The organism is Shewanella electrodiphila (assembly GCF_023283985.1).
GTDB classification, from domain to species: domain Bacteria; phylum Pseudomonadota; class Gammaproteobacteria; order Enterobacterales; family Shewanellaceae; genus Shewanella; species Shewanella electrodiphila.
Window position 1 is genome coordinate 26,631 of sequence record NZ_JAKIKU010000004.1, and the last position, 19,766, is coordinate 46,396.

The 19,766-nt window shown below is 40.4% G+C and carries 15 protein-coding genes; 6 read left to right on the forward strand and 9 right to left on the reverse strand.

Going from position 1 to position 19,766, the window contains the following annotated elements; genetic code table 11:
- The 3 genes from L2737_RS08335 to L2737_RS08345 all read right to left on the reverse strand — a co-directional run bounded on the left by L2737_RS08335 (position 1) and on the right by L2737_RS08345 (position 4,252).
- Positions 1-2,142: a TonB-dependent receptor gene (locus tag L2737_RS08335; RefSeq protein ID WP_248955426.1), complete on the reverse strand. Its 2,142-nt coding sequence runs from the start codon at positions 2,140-2,142 to the stop codon at positions 1-3.
- Positions 2,143-2,231: 89 nt separating this feature from the next.
- Positions 2,232-3,569 (reverse strand): histidine kinase sensor domain-containing protein, encoded by a 1,338-nt coding sequence (locus L2737_RS08340; protein WP_248955427.1) that lies wholly within the window; start codon positions 3,567-3,569, stop codon positions 2,232-2,234.
- Entirely contained in the window at positions 3,566-4,252 is a 687-nt protein-coding gene (locus L2737_RS08345) for a response regulator transcription factor (RefSeq protein ID WP_248955428.1), read from the reverse strand. The genes L2737_RS08340 and L2737_RS08345 overlap by 4 nt, the downstream gene beginning before the upstream one ends.
- A 362-nt stretch (positions 4,253-4,614) precedes the next feature.
- Between L2737_RS08345 and L2737_RS08350 the strand changes: the two genes are divergently transcribed.
- Together L2737_RS08350 and L2737_RS08355 are read left to right on the forward strand one after the other, a co-directional pair.
- Positions 4,615-5,247, forward strand: a complete 633-nt coding sequence (locus L2737_RS08350) for a GyrI-like domain-containing protein (RefSeq protein WP_248955429.1) — start codon at positions 4,615-4,617, stop codon at positions 5,245-5,247.
- A gap of 654 nt (positions 5,248-5,901) precedes the next feature.
- Positions 5,902-6,081, forward strand: a complete 180-nt coding sequence (locus L2737_RS08355; protein WP_248955430.1) for a PA3496 family putative envelope integrity protein — start codon at positions 5,902-5,904, stop codon at positions 6,079-6,081.
- Positions 6,082-6,368: 287 nt separating this feature from the next.
- On the opposite strand, the gene L2737_RS08360 is transcribed toward L2737_RS08355, so the two are convergent.
- Both L2737_RS08360 and L2737_RS08365 read right to left on the reverse strand, forming a co-directional pair.
- Complete coding sequence (locus L2737_RS08360; RefSeq protein ID WP_248955431.1) at positions 6,369-8,459, reverse strand: alpha-amylase family glycosyl hydrolase; 2,091 nt, start codon at positions 8,457-8,459, stop codon at positions 6,369-6,371.
- 58 nt (positions 8,460-8,517) lie between these two features.
- Positions 8,518-9,528: an aldo/keto reductase gene (locus L2737_RS08365; protein ID WP_248955660.1), complete on the reverse strand. Its 1,011-nt coding sequence runs from the start codon at positions 9,526-9,528 to the stop codon at positions 8,518-8,520.
- Between the two features lie 273 nt (positions 9,529-9,801).
- Between L2737_RS08365 and L2737_RS08370 the strand changes: the two genes are divergently transcribed.
- Positions 9,802-10,707 carry a LysR family transcriptional regulator gene (locus L2737_RS08370; RefSeq protein WP_248955432.1) on the forward strand — a complete coding sequence of 302 codons (906 nt, stop codon included), beginning with the start codon at positions 9,802-9,804 and terminating at the stop codon, positions 10,705-10,707.
- Between the two features lie 79 nt (positions 10,708-10,786).
- Here the strand turns inward: L2737_RS08370 and L2737_RS08375 are convergent, their stop codons facing one another.
- Positions 10,787-11,515, reverse strand: a complete 729-nt coding sequence (locus L2737_RS08375; protein WP_248955433.1) for an energy transducer TonB — start codon at positions 11,513-11,515, stop codon at positions 10,787-10,789.
- A gap of 465 nt (positions 11,516-11,980) precedes the next feature.
- Between L2737_RS08375 and L2737_RS08380 the strand changes: the two genes are divergently transcribed.
- Positions 11,981-14,065: a M13 family metallopeptidase gene (locus tag L2737_RS08380; RefSeq protein ID WP_248955434.1), complete on the forward strand. Its 2,085-nt coding sequence runs from the start codon at positions 11,981-11,983 to the stop codon at positions 14,063-14,065.
- A 105-nt stretch (positions 14,066-14,170) separates the two neighbouring features.
- Here L2737_RS08380 and acuI read toward each other — a convergent pair whose 3' ends face one another.
- Entirely contained in the window at positions 14,171-15,154 is a 984-nt protein-coding gene (gene acuI, locus L2737_RS08385; RefSeq protein ID WP_248955435.1) for an acrylyl-CoA reductase (NADPH), read from the reverse strand.
- Positions 15,155-15,201: 47 nt separating this feature from the next.
- The gene (gene acuR / locus L2737_RS08390) at positions 15,202-15,846 is read right to left on the reverse strand and encodes an acrylate utilization transcriptional regulator AcuR (RefSeq protein ID WP_248955436.1); all 645 of its coding nucleotides are present in this window, start codon (positions 15,844-15,846) and stop codon (positions 15,202-15,204) included.
- A 643-nt stretch (positions 15,847-16,489) separates the two neighbouring features.
- Between acuR and L2737_RS08395 the strand changes: the two genes are divergently transcribed.
- Positions 16,490-17,692: an ammonium transporter gene (locus L2737_RS08395; RefSeq protein ID WP_102526522.1), complete on the forward strand. Its 1,203-nt coding sequence runs from the start codon at positions 16,490-16,492 to the stop codon at positions 17,690-17,692.
- An 87-nt stretch (positions 17,693-17,779) separates the two neighbouring features.
- Here the strand turns inward: L2737_RS08395 and L2737_RS08400 are convergent, their stop codons facing one another.
- Positions 17,780-18,439 carry a nitroreductase family protein gene (locus tag L2737_RS08400; RefSeq protein WP_102526523.1) on the reverse strand — a complete coding sequence of 220 codons (660 nt, stop codon included), beginning with the start codon at positions 18,437-18,439 and terminating at the stop codon, positions 17,780-17,782.
- Positions 18,440-18,780: 341 nt separating this feature from the next.
- Here L2737_RS08400 and L2737_RS08405 point away from each other — a divergent pair, with 341 nt between their 5' ends.
- The gene (locus L2737_RS08405; RefSeq protein WP_248955437.1) at positions 18,781-19,602 is read left to right on the forward strand and encodes a polysaccharide deacetylase family protein; all 822 of its coding nucleotides are present in this window, start codon (positions 18,781-18,783) and stop codon (positions 19,600-19,602) included.
- The last annotated feature ends 164 nt before the right edge of the window (positions 19,603-19,766 follow it).

Consider the following 19,766-nt stretch of genomic DNA (forward strand, 5'->3'; position numbering starts at 1 on the left):
TTAGAATTGATATGAAACACTGAAGCGCATATCTTGCCCAGGCTCATTGATACCCACAACCGCTTCATAACCAGGAATATGGCCATAATCGGCGACACTGCCATGGCTTCGATAGGTTTCATCAAACAGGTTTTGCACCGATAAATTAAATTTTAAGCTATTTATTGGCGTATAAGTCACGTAGACATCAACCAAGTCATATCCGGGTTTATCAACCGTTTCTAACTCTGTTACCCACCCTAATTCCATAGAGCGATGGAACACTTCGATATCATTTAAACTTGCAACATGGTTATAGTTAAGACCTAACTGAATTTGCTCATTAATTTCATAATTGATGTTTACATTCAGTGAATCACCAACGGCATTACCCAAACCGCCATATTCATAAGAGGCGAGATCAACACCATCTATATTTACAGTGCTGTAGCCCGAGGCATCATTGGCGTCAGGCCAAACAAATGTGGCGTTATTTAACTCAACATTGTTGTGGTTGTAACTGACAATAATGTCAAAGTCGTCACCTTGATATCCAACAACAAGCTCGACACCTTTCGTTTCTAAATCACCAATGTTCTCGTAAAAAACGCCTTCACGTCCTTTAAACTTATCAAAGACAACATCATTAATAACGCTCAGATACACTGATGTTTCAAATAACCACGTACCGTCATTGAAAACGAGTCCAAGTTCAGTGTTATCGACTTCTTCAGGCGAAAGATCGGGATTAGGGGTTAATTCGCCAACGGTAAAAGCGTCTGCAACTTGTCTGCCACGCAATGCTTGTGCATAACCCGCTGACAATTTTAAATCTGGCGTAAAGCTGTATTCAAAACCAATATTACCGCTAAAGCCATCTTGTTTTTCGGTTGAGAATTCAGAGCTTGTCGTAACTGGATCGCCATTGGCATCGGTTTCAACAACCCAAGTGTCATCAATTTTTACCCAGTTGGCCTCAATACCTTTATGATCAAGTTCGTAAGCATCGTAACGACCACCAAAACTCAGTAATAAGTTATCAGTCACTTGCCAATGGTCTTGTAAATAAACGCCTGTTACATTGCCTTCTTCGTCAAAAATACCACCAAAATCTTCATAAGATTGTGCGTGTACCTTATCCACTTTGTGTTCTACACCATAGGTAATTGAGTGTTCTCCAATATCACTGGTGTTTCGTAAATCAAAACCTGTGGTCTCAATTGACGCATCCCATGTATATAGTTCACGTTTAAATGAAGACTCAGTATTGTAAATAGTCGTTTCAAGGTTGAGGAAATTATTGCGATACCAAGTATGATTCAGGACGATAGTTTCACGCTCTCCCCAAGATTCAAATAATGGGTCGTCTGCAAGTGGGGCCCAGTTAGTTTGTTTACCAAACTCCCCTTCTTCTTTGCGATTTTCGTAACTGACAGTGAGATCTTGGTTGGCTGTCAGTTCTGCATTCAGTTTAACAAAACCAAGTGTTTGCTCTGAAGCAGTACCAGGAATTTCATCACCATTACCGTCATCCATATTATTACGTTCAACGTTCACGTATGAGGCAAGTACACCGACTTTATCTGCGACTTTACCGTATAAAGTAATACTTTCTTTATGACCATCGTTAGTGAAGTAACTGCCTTTGACAATACCGCCAAACTTTTCATCTTTGCTCAGTAAATCATCAGCACTTTTGGTTTTAAAACGGATAGCTCCGCCAACTGCGCCGATACCAGAAGTTGCTTCACCCGCACCTGCTTGCACTTCAACACTCTGCAAAAGTTCAGGTTCTATGGCAACACGGCCAATATGATGAAACAAAGTACTCGTCTGCGGAGCGCCATCAACGGTGACATTAACCATCGAATCTTCCATACCACGAACAAATATTTTTTGTGCGATGCCTAATGATCCCCCCACAGTCACGGAAGGAGTATGACGAAAGATGTCTTCTAAATCGTTTGCTTGATAGTTATCGAGTTCTTGCGTGGTAATTTCTGAGTTAGTCGTCGCACCAACAACGGTAATTTTTTCAATCTTTTTTTCTTCAGATTCAATATCCGTTTGCTCAGCATATACGTTCACACTGCAGCAAATCGCTATCACTGCGCATGCAACTGGTGTTTTTAGAAAGGGGCTTCTCTTTAATACAAATGACATAAGTGACTTCTCAAACAATTTACATTTATTTAAATGAGAATTATTACGATTCGCAACAAATAAAGCTACTACTATTACATTTGTTACACTTATGCCACAGGTATCGTTATCTTGACCGCCAAACCACCAGCTCCTTGATTGTAAGCGCTGATGTTTGCCCTAACGCTATTTAAATGACGTTTTGCTAACGCCAGCCCAAGACCAAAGTTATCACTTTCAGTAATTCGTGAGTTATCTACTCTGAAAAAGGGCTGAAACACTCGGTTTAAGTATTGCTCAGGGATCCCCGGGCCTTGGTCATGAACAATGATAATATATTGAGAGTCACATTGAGTTAACCCGACTTGTACCGACTGGCCAACTGGCGTATACCGTAAAGCATTACGGATAATATTTTCGATCGCCGGGGCCAACGCTTTATGACTGCTATTGTGAATCACTGCATTATTGGGGCAGTCTAAAATAAGCCTTCTATCAGGATATTCGAATCTTGCATCTTCTACTAATACATCCAGTAAATCGACCAGGTCTACGTCTTCTTGTTTAATAATCGGCTTTTCATTATCCAACCATGCCAACGTGAGTGTATCTTCTACTAACTTACGAATATGCTGCGACTCTCTAGATATTCGTGCGATATGATATTGGCTATCTTGCGCTTCAAAAGAATTAACTGCGATATCTAAGCGTGTGAGTGGCGTTCTTAGTTCATGGGATAAGTCTGAAATAAGATCCCGCTGATTTGATATTAACTCACCAATTTGGCAGGCCATCTGATCAAAGGTTTCAGCTAAATGTGAGAACTCATCATTACGATTCCCTAAATGTTTTTTAACCCGCACATTAAAGTTACCTTCACTAAAGGCTGAAGTGGCCTTATCAAGACGCTGTAAAGGCGTAATAATGTGTCGATAAAGTAATATTGACAGCCCAATTAAGATCATCATTGGAATGAGCACTTGTAATAGGATACGTGTTGTTCCCCAATAATTACCTGGACGCATCCGTTCAGGTAGCCTTATCAATAAACTGGCCTTATTGTCTTTAAAAGGCAGCTCCATAATAGGATTGCTTTCAAAATATAAATGAATTTTCCAATCAACACTTCGTCCAAAGTGGTAACGTCCAACAATCTCTTGCTCTGGTCGCTCACCTGCAATATGAATTGTCTTGAACCCTGCAATTGATACCCATGTATTTTCTTGTTGTTGAATCGCAGTCAATAAGTCGTCTAGTTTTGAATGCTGGCCTGATTGCAGTAAATGTTCAGCTTCATTGGCCCATGCCTGTAATTCAAGTTGATGGTTATCAGCAATAAAACTCATCTGCTCTTCAGTTTGTGTCGTGAGTGATTGCAACATGTAAAAAAAAGCGACTAGACCAGTCGCAATGATAAAGCACAGTTTCCACAATATTTTTCGATTCATTTAAAGCAATACCCTTTACCATGGACTGTTTGTAAGCGCTCGCCTAACCAGTTAGCTTCATTTAATTTTCTTCTTACACGGCTTAAATGCATATCTAAACTGCGATCATAGGCCCCTAATTTTTTATTAAGTACAGCCTCATATAAATCAGCCTTCGTGACGATTTGATCTTGTTTAGAGACTAACTCCCAAAGTAATTTAAATTGAATTGTGGTGCATTCAAGGTGCTGATCATTAACATGTATAGTTTGCTTTTTGGGGTTAAGTATTAAACCATCTACAGCTAATTCAGAAGGATTGTTAGGGATAATGCTAGGTAGACTCCGCCTTAGAATATTTTCAATTCTCAACAGCAGTTCCTGAGTGTTGAACGGTTTAGCAATGTAATCATCAGCACCATGCTGTAAACCTAAAATCCGCTCTTCTTCAGCGCCTTTAGCTGAAATCATAATCACTGGTTGCTGGCTGGTTTCTCGCAATGATTTTAGTAAGGATACGCCATCTAATTTAGGTAACATTTTATCAAGAAGAATAAGATGAAACGGCGTAGACTTGGCGATTGTTAACCCTGTGATGCCATCGAAGCACTGCTCAACATGGTAGTCAGACTTAATGAGTAAATCAGCAAGGTAATTGTTTAACGTATTATCGTCTTCAATCAATAGAATTCTTATTCTCGACATAGTTCCCTCAAAATCAATTGAAAATGATAATCGTTACCACTTTAGCTAGCACTAGGGTATTTGATGTAAATACTCTTGAGCAAGCCCTAATTGTGTAAATTTTTTGCACAGGAACGTTTTGATGCGGTTTTCATGGCAAAGCACTGGCTATGTTGTCTCAAGATTTGGCCTTCTAGAGAAAAAGTCATCACCCAATGGTTACGCCGGTTCATCCAGCATCAATGCTTGGCAGTAAAATGGACAGTCAGAACATGGAATATTGTTATTGGGTTAGGTGTCGAAAATATTGGCGTATAATGAGGAAATAAGGCATCAATCGTTCACTTGAACTTGAGGCATTTCAATTATGAAGTCGGATAGCCATGCAACATAAATATGAATGGAGAAAAAAAGAGAAAGCTCTTTATCTTCCTAAGAATCAACCAGAAATAATAGATGTTCCCGATGTTAACTTTATCACTATACAAGGTGAAGGAAGCCCTGCTGATAGTATATTTACCGATTACATTGGAGCCCTATACTCACTGGCGTATACCATTAAAATGCTCCCTAAAAAAATGGAAAATCAACCTCAAGGATATTTTGATTTTACCGTTTATCCATTAGAGGGCGTTTGGGATATTAATGACACAGCTAAGGCCAATTTTAATGGTGTGATTAACAAAGCAGACCTTGTATACAAGTTAATGATACGTCAACCTCACTTTGTTACTGAGGGTTTCTTTTCAGAGATGTTAGCTATCGCAAAAACCAACAAAAAAAATCCCCTATTAGATCAGGTATGTTTTGAGACAATATCTGAAGGACGTTGTGTTCAAATGCTCCATTTAGGTCCATTTGAAGACGAACCAGTAAGCTTTGAAATAATGGAAGCATTTACAAAATCTGAAGGTCTTTCACGCGTTTCAAAAGTGCATAGAGAAATTTATCTGTCAGATACGCGTAAAGTCGAACCTAAAAAACTTAAAACAGTGTTGAGGTTTCAAGTCACATAGTTGAATGCCGTTTACCTGACGAGGTATTGAAAGCGGCTTGATTTTACAAGTAAGTTGAATGCCAATTTCATCTAAAAAAATACTAACTATGGCTTAAATCTGATTCAGCCAGCCAATCATCAGTTTCAAGTTTATTATCTCGCTGAGGGTTTCTAATAAGCTTCATGGCTATCAGCATTCGTTTACAAGCCCGCTATATACAGTGCTGCCATATACAGCGCTGCCTTATAAAATGAAGTCTTATTATCAACAAAATCAATATACCAATTCACCCTAAAGCTTAATGACCTATCAAGCTTAGAGTGAATCACTGGCGACTCAGAGCAAATACTTGTGTAAGGTTTTTTAATATATGTCTGAGTGTTCTGAGCAACCCACTTAGCATTTTACAATCGCGAAATATGGCCCTATCTACTTAAAAACATGACGTATATCTCCTTTTGAAACTTTAAAAAAAAATTGTTATCCAGATCGCATTTTTATTTTGAAACTCCTGATAAATTCCAGATTAAGCACACACTAATATAGTGTTCACAACCACCAATACTAAGTGCTTGTAGTTTGGGCTTTATGATTGATATCGAACGGACTTTCTATTTCAAGGGCGACTTATTCCCCAACAAGAAAGCCATGTCTCGATAGAAAGGATATTTTATGGCTGAAATTATTGACCTTGTTCCAAATAACACTGAAATCGATGGATTTGAAAAACCATCTACTCCAAAAGCAAAAGAAGATATGTTGCATAGACGAGAGGTGAAAAGACGCCTTGAAGACTACTTAGAAGCACAACAACTTAAACGTGCTATGGGTGGCGATGACTTCTTTGCTTAACACGTTATTGTATTCAAACACTCTGTTTATCTATTCTGCATAAGCGTGCATTTCTCCACCATGCTTTCCGTGCATCATTAAGCTCAAGTGACTTCTCCAACACTGAGCTTAATGAACCACGCATCCATTATTTCCGCTGTTACGCTGCTTTATTTATACAAAAATGGCATAAAAAAACCACAGTTTTCATCAACGTTCAACGCTACAGATACCAGTAACTTCACGTTTAAAAATCCGTGGTTAGGAGTAAATTGAAGGGGGGAACTCCTGAAGACTAATGCCCATTTTTATCGTTTTATTTGATATACCCCATAACTTAAGCGAGGCATTGAGACTGTGATAGCTTGTTTTTCAACCTCAATTAAGTGGCTTGAATCTACATTGCTAGAAGGTAAGCCGTTATAATATAAATCACCCGCAGCCTTAAAGGTTTTCAATACATCTTCAATCGCCGTGATAGGCTCACCTTTATCTGTCATATCAATTTCAATGCTTGCAGATTGATTACCAGAATTAAACACAATTAAATATTCTTCACCACTCGTTTCATCCACTCTAGCAAAGGCAAACATGCCGCTGTCCGCTTGAATTGATGAGGCTTGTATTATTGATTCTTGAATTGCTGAATCTTGGATTATTGAATCTTGGATTGATGAGGCTTGAATTGATGAGGCTTGAATTGTTGAATCTTGGATTGATGAGGCTTGAATTGCTGAATCTTGGATTGTTGAAGCTTGATAGTATCTAGGTTGATATACGCCACGACGTAAGCTTCTATGCTCTTTCCTAAGCTGACTGAGGGCTGATATCGCCTTAAATAGTGGATGGGATTGATTAAAATTATCTTCAGCAGTCGTCGCTGAAGTCCCCATTAACACATTATCGTTATAACTGTTTACCCTTGATGGAAACATGTCTTCTCTTGCATCAATATCGTTACCATCACCAGTAAAGCCTTGCTCATCACCGTAATATACAACGGGGATCCCGCGCGATAAAAACATAAACGCATGGGATAAAATACTCCGCTGTAACTTTTCAGCTGCCGTCAATTCAAGTCCTGAGCCATTAATAAAATACCCCGCTCGCCCCATGTCATGGTTACTTAAAAAGGTCATCAATAAATCTGCTTGGCTATCTTCATCTTGATACAACACATCTTGCTCAAATAACTGTTTTGCTAATAGCGGGCTTTTACCACGATAAAAAATATCAGCAGCGACATCCTGAAAAGCAAAGTCTAATACCGAGGGCAATTTACCTTCTGTGGTATACAAACTGAGATGATGTGGGTTAGTGTCGTAGACCTCGCCAAATACATGAAAATTAGGAATGCCTTGCTGATTGGCATAATCAATAATTGCTGGTGTAAAAGTTTGCCAGAATGACAAATCAACATGACGCACAGTATCGATGCGAAACCCGTCAGGCTTAAACTCGGCTATCAATTGCTGATAAATTTCAATCATCCCTTTGAGCACTTGAGGATTTTTAGTATTAAGATCGTCAAGGCCATTAAAATCACCATTAAGTGAGCTTTCACCTTTAAAGCTACTATCACCTTGATTATGGTAATACTGCGGATCGTTCAACCACTCTGGCACTTTAATATCAGCGTGTTCATCAAGTATAAATGGTGAATATTGTTCTGTTTTAGATGTGCTTAATGGCTTGTATTCACAATGGTCTAGACCTTGACGGAATTGACCGTCTTGTTGATGGCACTCGCTATAGCGGATGATGTCTGCGGTGTGATTAGTGATGATGTCAAAAAACACCTTCATTCCCCGCTGGTGAGCAGCATTGATTAAGGCTTTAAGATCATCATTACTACCAAAGTGTGGATCAATTTCACTAAAATCGACAATCCAATAACCGTGATGTGCAATGCCGTCTTTTTGAATCGCCTGATTTCTCAGTAGTGGTGTCATCCAAATAGCTGTGATCCCTAGAGACGCCAAATAATCTAATTTCTGCTCAATCCCAGTAATATCGCCACCATGAAAACCGCGCGCTGACGTCTTATCGACACCACCGTGAGATATTCCTGACAATGCGCCATTATCGTTAGCTTCATTGCCATTATTAAATCGATCTGGCAATACAAAATAAAAAATGTCATCCCGAATATCTCGATGTAGATAATCTTGGTAAATATCTAACGATGCTGGGGGTTCGCTTACGTTCGATTCCCTGGATATTGATTGCGTGGATGCTAATTCAAAAGCCGCTGACTCGGTTTGGGATGATTCAGTTTGAGGTGACTCGGCTTGAGATGACTCACTTATGAGGCAACCTAGGAGCAGCACTCCTGCATTGACAGTGACTAAACCAAGCCTTGCTACACCCAATGTAGTTTTTGATAATATTGAATTCATATTTGTTCTTAATCCATTAATAGTTCAAACAAAAGTGCCACAACGAAGTGATATAAAGTTAAGGTAACTCTTCACCTTTTGCGCTCACATATAAGGCATACCAATGTTCACGGGAAAGTTTCAAGCTAATAGCTTGCTGACAAGCTGAAATTCTTTGTAAGTTCGTAGTACCAATGACGGGCTGAATTTGCGCAGGATGCTGCATTAACCAAGCAAGTAAAATGGCTTCCTTGCTAACCCCGTAATCTGCGGCTAATCGCGCTACTAATTTACTGGTTTGTTGAACCGCAATTGGTTGACTACTTGCATCGACTCCAGTGTAAAGCCCCTGACACAAGCTCCCCCAAGACTGCACTTGCAGACGGTTCTGCTGGCAATACGCTAATGTACCAGGGGTAAAGTTAACCCCTGCGCCTGCTTGATTACCCGCATAAACAGTTTCATCAAGCCAATCTTGCTTGTGTAAACTCAACTCAATTTGGTTGACAACTAAAGGTGTATCAAGCGCTTGTTGAATGGCTGATACTTGATGATGCTGCATATTAGAAACACCCAAGAATCGTACTTTTCCAGCATCACGTAAACGATGGAACGTGTCTGCGATTTCCTCTGCCTCCATGAGTGGATCAGGGCGATGCAATACCAACACATCAAGGTAATCGGTTTGTAATTGTTGCAAGCTTTTATCAACACTGTGGTTAATCCACTGCGCTGATAAATCGTAACGCTTTGGCCCTAAGTCATCTTCAAGACGGATACCGCATTTGGTTTGAATAAACATCTTTTCACGTATTTCAGCACGAGCTGACAACACCTGACCAAACACTTGCTCTGCTTTACCAAAGGTATAAATATCAGCATGGTCAAAGTAGTTAATTCCCTGTGCTAAAGCCGTATCTATAACCTCGTGAGCTTGGTTTCGATCAGCTGCGCTAATGGCATGATTATTCCAGCCACCGCCTAGTCCCATGCAGCCATAAACCACTCGGCTAACGCCTGGTAAGTGTTGCGCAAGCGCCAAAGGCTTAACGTTGACTTGTTTTGCATTTATTGCTGAGTTTGAACCCATGACTGATTTTGAATTAATAACTGATTTTGAATTAATAACTGTAGGCTCGGTTAAAGATGCATTCATTGAAAGGCTTCGCTCGTTATCGGCACATTTTAGATAACAATCAGTGTAAGCATTGCGCAGCAATGAGGAACCGTATTCACCAAAATCATTGTTTGATATAGCTACCAATAAAAGAATACAATTCGTTTTAAAAGATAATGACGATTAGTTTAAGATAATTAATTTAAGATGATAATTTTAGGGTGTTGATTTTAAGATGATGATGACATGAGTCGAGAACACAAAAAATTTGAACGGCTATTTCTGTTCAGTGAAGTCGCAAAACAATTAAGTTTTACTGAAGCCGCTGCATCGCTTGGGATCTCAAGAGGATATCTTTCTGAGCAAATTAGACAGCTTGAAAAAGAGTTCGCCAGACCCTTACTCATCCGCACCACTCGCAGTGTAAAACTCACGCCTCAAGGTGAGCTTATCCTTGCAAGCATGAGCCATGTAAAACAGTCGCTTTTAGATTTAGACCGACAGATCCGTCATGAGAATAACAGTATTGCGGGACGGATTAAAATCACCGCACCAAGTCAATTTACCCAGCGTTATTTATTAGCTATCTGCAGTGAGTTTCAGCAACAACATCCACAGATTAGCTTTAGTCTCGATAGCAGTTACACCACCCATGACCTTGCCAAAAGTGATTTTGATTTAGCGATTCGCGCGACTAACACACCACCACAAAATATGGTGGCAAAAAAGCTGTTTTCTTATCAGCACATTTGCTGTGCTTCCCCTCAATACCTTAACCGTAATGGTATGCCTCAACGGGTGACAGATTTAACTAAGCATGAATGCCTAACAGCAACGGAGTTTACTGAATGGCCATTAAATGGCGAGTCATTACCTGTACTAAGTAGCCTTAGCGTTAATGACAATCACATGCTCAAATCGTTAGCCATTGCCGGACAAGGGATTATTATGGTGCCCGAATACTTAGTGGACAAAGAAATAGCCTCAGGACAACTCATTACAGTATTACCACAGGTAAGCACTGTCTCTTCAGCCACGTATTTGATGCATCCACAATTGATCCATCAATCGGCTAGATTGTCTCGCTTTATCGAATTTACCTTGCAATGGATAGCCAATAATTTACCGCCCTCTCAGCAAGCTGCCAGCTAATCATTCTTCCTTGCCGATAAATTTAGTCGACAAAAAACCTATCAATACTTGATAGGTTTTAGTGCGAATAAGCTCAAGTTTAGTTAGCCTGATCAAGGCTAAAGTCTAGCCTCACTTGCAGCCCTTTTTGTTCAATGGCTTGCCCTGCAACCGTTTTAGGTTTGTACTTCCAATTATTAATCGCTTGTATTGCCGAGCGATTAAACACTCTTCTGGGCTCAGCCTCCATCACTTGAGCATTGATAACTTCGCCCGTCTTACTAATATCAAACATCACAATCACATAGCCCTCTTTACCATCTCGCGCTGCAGCCATGGGATATTGCGGTGAAACCTGCACAACAGGCATAGCATCTCCATCATTGTAGCTACGATCATAGTTCTCTTTTGGCACAGGTAAGGCTTCAGGCGTAAAACCTTTAATGACGTCAGCATCTCCCTCTGAAGAAGTTGGCATAGGAGTACGATCAATAATTGCAGGCACTTTTTGAGGTTGCACCCTGATTTTTTTGATCACTTTTTGAGGCTCTTGTGGCTTTTGAAAAAAGTTAATCACTGGCAATGGAGCAGGTTCATCAACATATACAGCGTCACTTTTAACTAATTGCGCCATGAAAACGAATAACGCTAAAGTGACAATTGCGCCTAACAACATAATTCCAGCTTTAGTAATTAGCTGACGTGGTGCTAACAATCCCCCCTCTGAAACAAGGGCATTGCCCATATGCTGCATCACTAAATTTACTTGGTTATGCAACTGAGTTTGCGCCTGAACTTGAAGCTTAAAGATGATATTGGATTTGATCATAGACATTCCTTGTTATTTATTATTAAAACAATAGGTGGTGCCTTTTAACCTCTAGTTGCCAATTAAGTTAACTGGCAAATATTTTGTTACAAATAGCTAAAACTCGCCCAAATTTAACATCAACCAAACAAACTATTCACGCAAAACCAACCAACTAGAAACACAAAAGGCACATCACAAGGGGGAGTGACAAACATATTAAGTTGATAATATCGCGATATTTTTCAGATTCAGGGGGGATAAACTTAGTGATTGTTCGCGCCTAAAATCTAGACTGATATTGAAATTACTCAATAAAAACAAGATTTGCTAACAATTATTAAATTGACTTTTTTCTTCAGTCTAAGAGTATGGATAGGTTTTTTACCGATAAAGCCCACTTTCGTTAAAATACCCATAAAAAATAACATCGAATAATTATAAAAATATAAACCGATTCCATCCTTTGTAAGGAAGCAGACAACAATGAAAAAAACACTGATCGCAATTGCACTGGCCTCAACATTTTTGAGCGCTTGTGGCACTTCAGATGTAAAAACCACAGATAACGCCACAGATAAAGTTAAAGCAGCAGTCGCCACCCTAACCCAAAAAGCTGAATTGGGTGATTTCGGCGTTGATTTAACCGCCCGTAATGAAGCTGTTAAACCAGGTGATGATTTCTTTATGTATGCCAGCGGTACTTGGTATGACAATTTTGAAATGCCTGCTGATAAAACTCGCTATGGCGCATTTACCGCATTAGGTGAACGCAGCGAGCAGCAAGTCAAAGAAATCATTGATGATATCGCAAGCCGCAGCGACCTGAATGCTGAAGAACAATTAATTGCTGACTTTTATCAGTCTTATATGGACACAGATACCATCAACAAACTGGGTATCAGCCCAATTCAAGGTACTTTAGACACCATTACAGCGATCAAAAATACCGATGACTTAACCCAAGTTTTTGGTAATGCATGGCTAACCGATGCTGAATCGCCAATTTCTGGTGGTATGTGGTTTAACCGTCTTGATCCAAACCAGTATGAATTATCAATTGGTGCCGGTGGTTTAGGTCTTCCAGATCGTTCTTACTACCTAGAAGATAGCGAGCGTTTTGTAAAAATTCGTAGCGCCTACGTAAGCCATATTGCTGAAATGCTTGCTTTTGCAGGCATTAAAGATGGCCAAGCTCGCGCTGAAGCTATTGTGGCATTAGAAACTAAAATAGCTGAAGGTCAATGGCCACGTGAAAAACGTCGTAACCGTGATTTAACCTTAAATCAGGTAAAACGTGCTGACTTAAACAATGAATACCCTAACTTCAACTGGGACTTATTCTTTGAGCAATCAGGTTACCAAATACCACAGCTTAACGTTTCTCAGCCTGAACCTATCAAGGCAATGATTGAGTTGGTTAATAATCAGCCACTCAATGTATGGCAAGATTACCTCACCTTCCACACTGTCAGTAACAATGCAGGTTTATTATCGGAAGATATCTACAATGCTAGCTTTGCGTTTTACGGCAAAGAACTCAGCGGTCAAGAAGAGCCTAAGCCTCGTTGGAAGCGTGCTGTCGCTGAAATGTCTGGTACTCAGTCACTTGGTTTTGCAATCGGTAAAGTCTATGTTGCTCGCTACTTCCCTGAGTCATCTAAGCAACAAATGGCTGAGTTAGTAGAAAACCTTCGAGCTGCATTAGGCCAACGCATTGATGGTCTTGATTGGATGGGCGATGAAACTAAAGTGAACGCTCACGCTAAGCTAGCTGCCTTCAAGCCTAAAATTGGTTACCCTGATGTGTGGCAAGAGTTTGATGGGTTAGCACTGACTAACAAAGATTTGCTAAGCAATATCAAAAATCTACGTCAGTACTTCCATGCTGATAGCGTTGCTAAAGAGCTGAAGAAAACCGATCGTAATCGTTGGGGCATGACCCCGCAATTTGTCAATGCTTATTACAATAGCTCATTTAACGAAATTGTATTCCCAGCGGCAATTTTACAACCGCCATTCTTCGATCCTAATGCTGATCCTGCTGTGAATTACGGTGGTATTGGCGCAGTTATTGGCCATGAAATGGGCCATGGTTTTGATGACCAAGGTTCTAAGTCTGATGCTAATGGTATTCAGCGTAACTGGTGGACTGATAGCGACCGTGCTGCATTTGAAGCGAAAGCAGATATGCTTGCCGCCCAATACAGTCAATATGAGCCTATCCCTGAAAACTTCGTTAATGGCCGTAATAGCTTAGGCGAAAACATTGGTGATGTTGGTGGTCTATCTATGGCATATCACGCTTACCAGTTAAGTTTAAATGGCAAAGAAGCACCAGTTATCGACGGATTAACTGGCGATCAGCGTTTCTTCTTAGCTTGGGCACAAGTGTGGAAAGAAAAACGCACCGAACAAAGCATGTTAAGCCAGCTTCGCGCCGGTACCCATGCTCCAGGTCGATACCGCGCATTAGCACCACGTAACCATGATGCATGGTACAAAGCATTTGATGTTAAGCCTGGTGACAAACTGTATTTACCTGAAGATGAGCGTGTTCGCATCTGGTAATCAGTTAACCATTCAAACGTGAGTTTTCATATTGAACTCCCACAAAAAAGCCAGTCACTGACTGGCTTTTTTATTGACTCATTAAGGCGGTATTAAATCGAAATTTTATTTCGCTAGCTTCACCACTACGCGGCCACGCACCTTGCCAGCAATCAGATCATCAGCGGTATTAATCACTTCATCTAAACTGATTTCTTTGGAAATATCATCAAACATTTCCGGCTCGATAATCTCAGCCAAACGCTGCCAAGCCTCTAACCTATCTTCAAGTGGGCGCATGACGCTGTCGATACCCGCTAATGTCACCCCGCGTAAAATAAATGGCATCACTGAAGATGGAAAATCCATTCCCTGGGCTAAACCACACGCTGCCACTGTGCCGCCATATTGGGTACTAGCACAAATGTTTGCCAAGGTATGACTCCCTACAGAATCAATCGCACCAGCCCAACGTTCTCTCGCTAATGGACGACCTGGCTCTGATAAAGTATGACGATCAATCACCTCTGTAGCGCCTAACTTTTCTAGATAAGCGGATTGATCAACACGACCTGTTGAAGCCACAACTTTATAACCAAGCTTGGCTAGAATAGCGATAGCAAAGCTCCCTACTCCGCCATTGGCGCCTGTTACTAATACTTCACCTTTATCCGGTGTCACACCGTTTTTTTCAAGTGCAATAACAGACAGCATGGCCGTATAACCTGCAGTACCAATTGACATAGCTTGTCTTGGCGTAAACGCTGCTGGAAGCGGAATTAACCATTCACTTTTTAAACGTGCCTTTGTCGCTAAGCCACCACAATGAACTTCGCCAACTCCGAAACCATTAAGTAGCACATGGTCGCCTTGAGTAAATTTATCACTATCTGATTGCTCAACCACACCGACTAAATCAATACCCGGGATCATAGGAAACTGCCTAACAACCGGTCCTTTTCCGGTAATCGCCAAAGCATCTTTATAATTTACCGTGCTATAAAGTACCTTCACGCTAACATCGCCTTCAGGTAACAGACTTTCATCAATTGCTTTAACTTCTGCGCGATAACCTTGGTCATCTTTTTCAATCAATAAACCATTAAACATGGTGTCTCCTTAATATAGACCGAGCGTCTATAAATGGTTAAAATTTTTTATCGCGGTAATCCAGCGATAAAAAACTCGAGGTAATTCTGTAAAGGTTGGGTGCTTTGAACTAGCTTAGCGCGGCTTACCGCACCTTCCCAGCCAACCCAAAACTGTTCAGCAAGTAATTCACAATTTGCACTTTGTGCGATTTCATCTTGAGCTTTAGCCGCCTCAAGGCAAATGGTTAACCTTTGTTGCCAATCTAAAAATATATCAATCAACTGCTGGCGATAGCTCTCAGGCAGCAAGTCCACTTCTTGGCCTAAATTGCCCACTAAACAACCTCGTTTGAACTCAAACCGAGCCATGCCAGTTTTGGCGCTTTCTACAAATTGGCCAATACGTGCTAAGGGAGAATAGGCTTGATCTAACAAGTGCTTATCAAGTTTGTGCGCAAAATAAGTCGCATAATTGTCAATCACAACCTGACCAAACTCTTCTTTACTGGAAAAGTAATAATAGAAAGATCCCTTAGGCACGCCTACTTTTCGCAATATTTGATCAATCCCTGATGAAGCAAAACCTTTTTCGGTCAGCTGCTCAAGGCCGCTGCGAATTAACTCAGCGCGAGTATCTTGATTGTCTCTTGCAGCCTTTGGTGGTCGACCTCGACGAGGTTTAGCCGCTTTTACCAGTTGTGATTCTGTCATGGCTTAATATTAGACCGATCGTCTAGTTAAATACAAGTATCGTCTGCAATCTCAATCCAAATTTGAGAATTTGATCGCAAATGATCTCTTAAAGGAAAAAAGGTAGACGCAAGCTGTTGAACAACGCTTGATTGAACAACGCTGGATTGAACAACGTTGGATTGAAACAAGTCTCATAAATTACAGTTCAAATCATGCTAGAACTTGCTAAGAATATTCATCAATCTTAAGCCATTCATTTTGTGGCTTAGTGTTTAACTATTATATTAGTGTTTAACTCTTATATTAATGATTAACCTTTTTGATAGCTTAACTTTTTGATAGCTTAACTTTCTGATAGTTAAACTTTGCGATCGCATAAATCCATTTTCACTATCATAAAATCTATTTGCACTATCATGAAACCAGCTTGCACCAAGTTGAATCATTAAAACCTTAAAACTGCCCTTGAAAATCTAAACCCAACCGAAAGACTCACAACTATCGCACCTCTATAGCTCATCGAACTCACTGTTAGCACAGTAATTTTACTTACCTGCACCAATAATGAACCTGCCAAGCGTAACATTTTTACAACATAGGAATAATTCTTGCTTCACTAAGCCTATGAATTTTAATAAGAGAATAGCTTTGGGGAGCATAAATGGACAATATTAGTGACGCAATCGGGGTCATTGCACAAAGTGCAGACACCCTTTTTATCCTACTTGGTGCAATTATGGTGCTTGCGATGCACGCAGGCTTTGCATTTTTAGAGGTTGGTACCGTTCGACACAAAAACCAAGTTAACGCATTAGTTAAAATCTTAACTGATTTCGCCTTTTCAGCTGTCGCCTACTTCGTCATAGGTTATCAAATTGCTTATGGTAGCCACTTTTTTGTTAGCGCCGACACGCTAGCAGCAAATAATGGCTATGACTTAGTGAAGTTCTTTTTCCTATTAACGTTCGCGGCAGCGATTCCAGCAATCGTATCAGGCGGTATTGCTGAACGTGGCAGTTTCCGTCCATTCTTGTTTGCATCAGCGTTAATTGTTGCCTTTGTTTATCCACTTTTCGAAGGGATTATTTGGAATGGTAACTATGGTTTTCAAGCATGGCTTGGCAGTACTTTTGGCGCTGAGTTTCACGACTTTGCAGGTTCAGTTGTCGTCCATGGCATGGGCGGCTGGTTAGCGTTAGTCGCAGTTTACTTTTTGGGTGTCCGTGGTGGTCGTAAACCAGGGGTAGCCTTTGCACCTTCAAACATTCCGTTTCTTGCATTGGGTTCATGGATCTTAATCGTTGGTTGGTTTGGCTTTAATGTCATGTCAGCACAAACCTTAGATGGCATTAGTGGCCTTGTAGCATTAAATAGCTTAATGGCCATGGTGGGCGGCACTATTATTGCGCTTATTGTCGGTAAAAATGACCCCGGATTTATTCATAATGGTCCACTAGCAGGCTTAGTCGCTGTTTGTGCGGGTTCTGATTTAATGCATCCTATTGGCGCTTTCGTGGTAGGCGGGGTTGCTGGCGGACTGTTTGTATTTGTGTTCACTAAGCTTCAGCGCAGCACTAAAATTGATGATGTCCTAGGCGTATGGCCACTTCATGGTTTATGTGGTGTTTGGGGCGGTATTGCAGCGGGTATATTTGGCCAACAAAGTCTTGGCGGCCTTGGTGGTGTAAGCGTTATGTCGCAACTTGTCGGCACTGCTGCTGGCGTCGTATTCGCTGTGGTTGGTGGGTTCATCGTTTATGGCATCGTCAATAAAGTATCTAGCTTACGTTTAAGCCAAGAAGATGAATATATCGGCGCTGACTTAGCCATTCATAAAATTGGCTCCACCAATGCAGACAAATAACCTAAATCAATAAAATCATTCTTGTACTGATTTTCAGTAACAAAAAAGCTCAAGCAATGGCTTGAGCTTTTTATTGAAATCTGACAATTATAAAACTGTAATCACGTCAGCTTCTGGTAAGCGGGCTTTCGGTAAGCCTTTGTTATAATCTTCGCCGTCTTTGTGGTAACCAATCGCTAACGCGAATTGACACACATAACCGCCTAATTCTTCATTAAAAATCTCACCGATTAAATCCGGGTCAACCCCTTCCATTGGCGTTGAATCAATACCTAAGCGAGCAAGTACATGCAAAGTATTACCAATTGCTATGTAAGTTTGTGCCTTAGTCCAGCCGCCATTATAACCATTTTCATCGGTATTAAGGTCCACAAAACCAAAAGCACCGTTAAGCATGTTGTCATACATTTCAGCAGGTAAATGACCTGAAGAAACTTCAACATCAACGACTTTTCTGTAGTCATCTTTAGTGAAATTAGGGTTATGAGCGAACATAATAATATGTGACGCTTCAGTCGCATGTGGTTGGTTAAACTGATGCATATTAGCAAATGTGTCGTGGAAACGTTGTTTTGCTGCATCGCTCTCAAGCACAATGAATTTCCATGGCTGTGAGTTAATAGAGGAAGCTGATAAACGAATAGCTTCTTTAAGCACAGTCATATCTTCAGCCGAAATACGCTTTGATGAATCGTATTTTTTAGCAGTGTAACGGCTGTTTAAATCTTTAATAATTTGGTGAGACATGATGATTTTCCTCATTGAACGATGTCGATGGAGTGCATATTAAAGATCATTACGAAAGAGAAAAAGAGCCGATAGCTCCAATCATTATGGTCTTAATCATCCACAATGAACCACTTTGTTGTTCCAATTTGTTTTCTAGTGAAAATTACCGCCATAATAACAAGCGCGCTTTTAGGACTGTTATAAGTAGCGGGTTACTGTTTGAGAACCTATTTAGAAAATAACATTCACAATGGCTATAGCCATTACTATGACAATGACAATAGCCATGACCTGACAATAGCCATGCTATAGCCCATTCATGCATCATGGTAAAAATCAAAGCTCAAGGAATAGCGAAAATGAAATCACCAACTTGGACCTTAATGGCTGCTTTTATCACAGCAACCTGCTCGATGAGTCTGTCTTACTATGCTCACTCAACCGACATAGAGACCGATTTCATTTGGCCAGCTAATTATCAAGCCGCTGTCAGTCTGTCCTATGATGATGCGTTAATGAGTCAATTAGCCCATGCTATTCCAGCACTGGATAAATATGGCTTTAAAGCCTCTTTTTACCTCACCTTAGCAAATCCCGGTACACAGCAAGGAATGGAGCAATGGCGCTCCGTAGCCGCTAATGGTCATGAGCTAGGTAATCACACCATTTTTCACCCTTGTAGTAAAAGTCAAAAAGACCGTGACTGGGTTGCCGCTTATCATGATATTGACACTAAAACCTTGACTCAGATACAGCAAGAAATCAGCGTCGCCAATACTTTTCTGCAAGCAATAGATAGCCAAACCAGTCGCACATTTACTATTCCCTGCGGCGATACTGAAACCGCTGAAGGTAATTATGTCGAGGTAATAAGAAACGATTTCGTGGCGATTAAAGGCTTTAATCCGCAGTATGATGCCAAATTTGATTTGTTGTTGATGCCCGAAAATGTCAGTGGTGAAACGCTGATTAACTTTGTAAAAAAAGCCCACAGACAAGGTGGCATCGCCAATATCTTGTTTCATGGAATTGAAGGAGATTACTTAACTGTCAGTAATCAAGCTCATGATGAATTATTGCAGTATTTAAGTGATAACCGAGAAACGCTATGGGTCGATAATTACCGAAATATTATGCAATATGTAAAGCTCAAGCATCAACCACTCAATCCCCAAGAATAAGCTAAGTGATCGATCACTCATACTGCTGAAGCAAAAAGTGATTCATCCCTCTTCTCAACCATTTTCCAGTCGGTCGAAAACCGATAGTTAGACACACTTCAAACTTTAATAAATTAACTGATATTTATACTTTTTTTCTAAATAAGCCTGTGATTTTTGTTCTA

Bases quoted from the DNA above. Each gene is read 5' to 3' on its own strand.
- L2737_RS08335 (WP_248955426.1), bottom strand. From the start codon at position 2,142: ATGTCATTTGTATTAAAGAGAAGCCCCTTTCTAAAAACACCAGTTGCA.
- acuR (WP_248955436.1), bottom strand. From the start codon at position 15,846: ATGACAGAATCACAACTGGTAAAAGCGGCTAAACCTCGTCGAGGTCGA.
- L2737_RS08360 (WP_248955431.1), bottom strand. From the start codon at position 8,459: ATGAATTCAATATTATCAAAAACTACATTGGGTGTAGCAAGGCTTGGT.
- L2737_RS08355 (WP_248955430.1), top strand. From the start codon at position 5,902: ATGGCTGAAATTATTGACCTTGTTCCAAATAACACTGAAATCGATGGA.
- L2737_RS08395 (WP_102526522.1), top strand. From the start codon at position 16,490: ATGGACAATATTAGTGACGCAATCGGGGTCATTGCACAAAGTGCAGAC.
- L2737_RS08400 (WP_102526523.1), bottom strand. From the start codon at position 18,439: ATGTCTCACCAAATTATTAAAGATTTAAACAGCCGTTACACTGCTAAA.
- L2737_RS08345 (WP_248955428.1), bottom strand. From the start codon at position 4,252: ATGTCGAGAATAAGAATTCTATTGATTGAAGACGATAATACGTTAAAC.
- L2737_RS08340 (WP_248955427.1), bottom strand. From the start codon at position 3,569: ATGAATCGAAAAATATTGTGGAAACTGTGCTTTATCATTGCGACTGGT.
- L2737_RS08350 (WP_248955429.1), top strand. From the start codon at position 4,615: ATGCAACATAAATATGAATGGAGAAAAAAAGAGAAAGCTCTTTATCTT.
- L2737_RS08380 (WP_248955434.1), top strand. From the start codon at position 11,981: ATGAAAAAAACACTGATCGCAATTGCACTGGCCTCAACATTTTTGAGC.
- acuI (WP_248955435.1), bottom strand. From the start codon at position 15,154: ATGTTTAATGGTTTATTGATTGAAAAAGATGACCAAGGTTATCGCGCA.
- L2737_RS08370 (WP_248955432.1), top strand. From the start codon at position 9,802: ATGAGTCGAGAACACAAAAAATTTGAACGGCTATTTCTGTTCAGTGAA.
- L2737_RS08375 (WP_248955433.1), bottom strand. From the start codon at position 11,515: ATGATCAAATCCAATATCATCTTTAAGCTTCAAGTTCAGGCGCAAACT.
- L2737_RS08365 (WP_248955660.1), bottom strand. From the start codon at position 9,528: ATGGGTTCAAACTCAGCAATAAATGCAAAACAAGTCAACGTTAAGCCT.
- L2737_RS08405 (WP_248955437.1), top strand. From the start codon at position 18,781: ATGAAATCACCAACTTGGACCTTAATGGCTGCTTTTATCACAGCAACC.